Origin of the sequence: Heyndrickxia coagulans DSM 1 = ATCC 7050, from assembly GCF_000290615.1 — a bacterium.
In the GTDB taxonomy this organism is placed as follows: Bacteria; Bacillota; Bacilli; order Bacillales; family Bacillaceae_C; genus Weizmannia; species Weizmannia coagulans.
Genome location: NZ_ALAS01000049.1, coordinates 1 through 3,993 on the forward strand (window position 1 = coordinate 1; position 3,993 = coordinate 3,993).

Genomic DNA, 3,993 nt, shown 5'->3' on the forward strand with positions numbered 1-3,993 from the left:
GTTTCCCCCTCTTTTTAGGGGGAAAATTTTTTTATCCTTTTTTCAAACCCTTGGGCTACAAGGAGTCTGTAACATCGCAATTACCTCCAAGAAGAAAAAAACATGCCCCGCACACAACATGCGGGGCAGTACGGATGGTCCCTTATTCCGGCTGTTCTTTTTCGTAAACCGCCCGCACGCCGCCGATCAGTTTCGGCCGCGTTTTGGCAAATGTAACATGGGCTTTCCCCAGCTCTTTTCCGGAAACCCTTACAGGGACGGCAACATGCTTTAAATGCATGCCGATCAAAGTGTCCCCAATGTCGATGCCCGCATCAGCGCGGATGAATTCGACGACAACGGGATCTTCCATATGGGCGAATGCATACGCAGCCATCACGCCGCCCGCCTTCCGGACAGGCACGACCGCCACTTCTTCCCATCCCCTTTCCTCGGCAAGCGAACGGTCAACCACAAGCGCCCGGTTCAGGTGTTCACAGCATTGAAATGCCGGTTGGAACCCGAACCGGCGTGCAAACTTCTGTACGCCGCCATAAATGATTGCGGCAATGTCCATTGCCCCGGCTGTCCCGATTTTTTTCCCGGTTACTTCAGATGTCGAGCATCCAACAACAAAAACCTGTCCTTTTTTCATTGGCGCCTGCCGGAAAAATTCATCCAGCATGCGGTCCAACTGTTCCTCCAAACGTGCCGGATCTGATTGCAACAAAAACACCTCTGTTATTTTTGTTCATACTGCGCGATTTTCTCAATCCTGCGTGCATGGCGGCCGCCTTCAAACGGCGTTCCGAGCCATTCTTTCACAATTTCACAGGCAAGCCCCGGGCCGATGACCCGCTCTCCCATGGCGAGGACATTGCTGTCATTATGGGCCCTTGTAGCCTTCGCGCTGAAGACATCATGCACAAGCGCGCAACGGATGCCCTTTACTTTATTGGCGGAAATACACATCCCGATCCCGGTACCGCAAATGAGGATAGCACGGTCAAATTCCCCTTTTGCCACCTTTTCCGCAACCGGAAGCGCGTAATCCGGATAATCAACCGACCCTTCACAATCGCATCCGAAATCTTCGTACACCACACCCAGATCTTGAAGCAAACCGGCAATTTCCTGTTTGAGGCGCTTACCGCCGTGATCTGAAGCCAATGCAACTTTCATGTTTTCCCCCCTCCTTCATGCCTCTGATTCTATTGTGGCACAGAACGGCGAAAAAGAAAATAAAGCGCCGCAGCCGAATGTCCGGGCCACTTAAAACGCCCGCCGTTTTCGGGAAAATGCTAGGCAACGGCCGCATGTCCCGCATCTGCCCTTATCTTCAGGGCACCTTTACGCGGAATTTCCCGGCGCGAAACCGGAATTGCCGCGGTTCTTCCAGCCAAAACCGGTGCTTCCTGTCCAAAACCAGGCGGGCGAAAACCTCACCGGATATGAAAACGGAGGGTGCTCCCTTTTAATTTCTCCGCATCCTGCTCGAGCTGCACGATAAGCCTTTTAATCAGTTCCATGTTCTGCGCCTGCTCATTCGTAATTGCCGTCACTTCTTTTGCCCCGGCAGAAGTCTGTTCGGTAATGGCCGCCACTTCCTGCGACTGGCTTGAGGCTTCGTGAATCGCATCCATTTGGTTTTTGGCCATGCCGGCAATTTGATCAACCGCCCCCGCAACCAAATGGATCGATTCCGCCATTCTGTCCATCGCTTCATTGGCCTTTTGCCCTCTGGACACTTCTTCATTGGCTTTTTGAACCTGCGCTGTAATTTGTTCGACTACACGGGTGCCTTCCTGCTCAATGTGCTGGATCATCCCGGTAATGCCTTGGACGGCTTGGGCGCTTTCATCTGCAAGCTTCCGGACCTCATTTGCGACCACCGCAAACCCGCGCCCGTATTCCCCGGCGCGTGCCGCTTCAATAGAGGCGTTCAGCGCCAGCAAATTGGTTTGCGCCGCAACTTCGCCGACAAAAGAAATGATCCCCTCCACTTTCTTCGTTTCTTCCGCAAGGCCTCGCACGGCTTCCAGCGAAATGGTATTTTCTTTCGCCAGTTTTTCAACTCCTGAAATAAGCGAGTCCATTGTCTCTTTGCTCGTCTTTAATTCGCTCAGCATGTGGTCAGAAGATTTTTTGCAAGTATCCGCTTTCCCGCGGACTTCGGATGCAAGCTGATAAGTTTTTTCAACGAGGTCAGCCGCAGATTGGGTGGCAGCCGCGGATTGCTCGGCGCCAAGTGAAATCTCTTCAACCGTCTTGTTTACATGTTCCGCCTGGCCCGCAGCTAGTGCTGTTTTTTCCGATATTTCCGATACACTTTCTTTGGTGCGTTCCACATTTGCATCAATTTGTTCAACCGTCTCCCGCAAATTCGAAAGCAAGGAATTAAAAGCAGCTGCGAGCGACTCGATTTCATCGCCCGATTTCGGCACGGGGACTTCATCTCTTAAATCCCCGCGGCTTGCTTTAAGTGCTGCATCTTCCAGCTTGCGCATCGGGCCTGCAATCAGGAATGAACCGAAAAAGCTTAAAATCCCGGACCAGATAATCCCCAATGCAAGTGTAATGACAATAAACCACGGCAGCTTTATCCAGTCTGAAAAAAACGGATAGATAAAATAAATGAAAAGGCCGCTTGCCGAATATGTAATAAAAGACAGCCCGGTTACGAACAATACAATTTTCTTCGTTAAACTGAATCTGTAGCTTCGCTTTTCCATCCGTCACACCCGCCCCTGGTTTCCCATTTTCCTGTTTTTAATCAAACGATTGATCAATGTATGCAATTGTTGATAGGTTTCTCTGTAAGCATCCAGGCTGCCGCCGTACGGGTCCGGCACATCCCCGCTGCTTCCGGCATACTCCGCCATGGTAAACGTTTTATTGCGGGCATGCGGGTACCGTGCTGCCACTGCCTGTTTGTGCCCGGACGTCATCGTAAGAATCACGTCAGCCCAATCCACCAGATTCTCCGAAAGGTTCCGGGCGTGGTGGCGGAAATCGATTCCATTTTCTTTCAGCACTTCGTATGTATGGACAGAAGCGTCTTCCCCCTCGGGCGCAAAAAGGCCGGCTGATTCCACTTCAATGCCCGGCAGCTGTTTCGCTTTTAAAATGGCCTCCGCCATCGGGCTCCTGCATGTATTGCCGGTACAAACAAAAAGGATATTCAAAGGCTGTCCCCCTCATCCAGAACGATTTAAATCTACTATTATTATAGTAAAAAAGGCCTTAATTACAAGGTTAATCTGTTAAGAGCTTTTTGCGATGTACTGATTTTCTAGATTAGATTAAAAAAATTTACTCTAAAAATTTACCACATTTTCATTTTTAGGTATGATCTTCTGCGATTTTCCTGCATTTAATGCTCTGTTTTGCCTGCTTTATACAAAAAAGGGCATACGAATCCTGTTGTCTTATCCGCATTTTTTGCTTGTTTATATCTTTTTTACTTTTACTTATTCACATGTGGATAATTTTTTATACAGCACAAACAAGACTCCTCATATTTTGTGCTTGTTTTTCTTTTATTCTGCCTAGCGCCATGGCTAACATCACACAAAGAGCTAATCCGCATCGTACGGTCATTTTCTTTATCCCTCGTATCGTGTGATTTTCAAAACCAAGCACCTGATCTATGCGGCTATTTACTCGTTCAACTGCTGTTCTTTTGTTGTATTCTCTTTTCCATTTGTAGCTGGCACGGTCAATTGGCGTAAATATTCTCCGGTCTTCTGAAAGCGGAATTCGAACGCCATTTACCACCGGGCACTTTCCCATCCCCTCACAATTCATGCCATATTGTTTGGCGGGACAAAGTTTTCTTATGGTATTTCGATCTTTATCAAATCCACCACATGCCATTTCTCGTTCGATTCCTGTTGATAGACAATGACAAAATACATTCCCTTTATAATTAGGGCTTGCTGAACGAATCAAATTTGGTCAGATACAAGCCAAATTCCGATTATCAAAATATAAAATAGTGTTGTGTAAAAATTT

At 48.3% G+C, this 3,993-nt stretch carries 5 protein-coding genes; all 5 read right to left on the reverse strand.

All coding sequences use genetic code 11. The annotated features are described in order from the left end of the window. Nucleotides 1-142: 142 nt before the first annotated feature. The 5 genes from IC21_RS01615 to IC21_RS01635 all read right to left on the reverse strand — a co-directional run bounded on the left by IC21_RS01615 (nt 143) and on the right by IC21_RS01635 (nt 3,855). Nucleotides 143-706 (reverse strand): TIGR01440 family protein, encoded by a 564-nt coding sequence (locus IC21_RS01615; protein WP_029143080.1) that lies wholly within the window; start codon nt 704-706, stop codon nt 143-145. Nucleotides 707-720: 14 nt separating this feature from the next. Continuing rightward, nucleotides 721-1,161 (reverse strand): ribose 5-phosphate isomerase B, encoded by a 441-nt coding sequence (gene rpiB, locus IC21_RS01620; protein WP_029143079.1) that lies wholly within the window; start codon nt 1,159-1,161, stop codon nt 721-723. Between the two features lie 260 nt (nt 1,162-1,421). Continuing rightward, nucleotides 1,422-2,711, reverse strand: coding sequence for a methyl-accepting chemotaxis protein (locus IC21_RS01625; RefSeq protein ID WP_029143078.1), 1,290 nt, complete (start codon nt 2,709-2,711; stop codon nt 1,422-1,424). Between the two features lie 3 nt (nt 2,712-2,714). Beyond that, entirely contained in the window at nt 2,715-3,164 is a 450-nt protein-coding gene (locus IC21_RS01630) for a low molecular weight protein arginine phosphatase (protein ID WP_029143077.1), read from the reverse strand. A 307-nt stretch (nt 3,165-3,471) separates the two neighbouring features. Further along, a complete protein-coding gene (locus tag IC21_RS01635) occupies nt 3,472-3,855 on the reverse strand; it encodes a transposase (RefSeq protein ID WP_029143076.1) in 384 nt (127 codons plus the stop codon). Between the last annotated feature and the right edge of the window lie 138 nt (nt 3,856-3,993).

Bases quoted from the DNA above. Each gene is read 5' to 3' on its own strand.
- rpiB (WP_029143079.1), bottom strand. From the start codon at position 1,161: ATGAAAGTTGCATTGGCTTCAGATCACGGCGGTAAGCGCCTCAAACAG.
- IC21_RS01625 (WP_029143078.1), bottom strand. From the start codon at position 2,711: ATGGAAAAGCGAAGCTACAGATTCAGTTTAACGAAGAAAATTGTATTG.
- IC21_RS01635 (WP_029143076.1), bottom strand. From the start codon at position 3,855: ATGGCATGTGGTGGATTTGATAAAGATCGAAATACCATAAGAAAACTT.